This is a genomic window from Bacillus sp. EB600 (genome assembly GCF_024494385.1).
GTDB lineage: Bacteria > Bacillota > Bacilli > Bacillales > Cytobacillaceae > JAEVLT01.
In genome coordinates, this window is record NZ_JAEVLT010000184.1 from 1 (window position 1) to 348 (window position 348).

Below are 348 nucleotides of genomic sequence, written 5' to 3' on the forward strand. Positions count from 1 at the left end.
GGCTTGAAAATGATGAGCTTCAAAAAGTTGAATCCAAGGTTAATGACTTGATGACAAACTATATAGAACGATTATAACTTTGGACCTAAGAAAGCATCCTATCTTTTTAGCCCCCTTAGCAGATGAAGATTCTGAAAAGATCATGTGGTTGACAGAAGATGAGTTTGAAGATTTACTCTTTACAATAAGGAAGAAACCCGTCAAAAGTAGGGGAGTGAATCCGGAAGAAAAGTATCGCCGTGATAGGGAGATTTTTTATTTGCTTACATATGCTGGCTTGCGTGTGGATGAACTTATTTTAGGGGAACAGCGTTACAGACTGATAACAGGTAAAGATTACTATCTGTC

At 37.6% G+C, this 348-nt stretch carries 1 pseudogene; it reads left to right on the top strand.

What is annotated here, in order from left to right:
• Positions 1–118: 118 nt before the first annotated feature.
• Positions 119–348: pseudogene (locus tag JN080_RS29330) on the top strand (hypothetical protein); the annotation flags it as partial.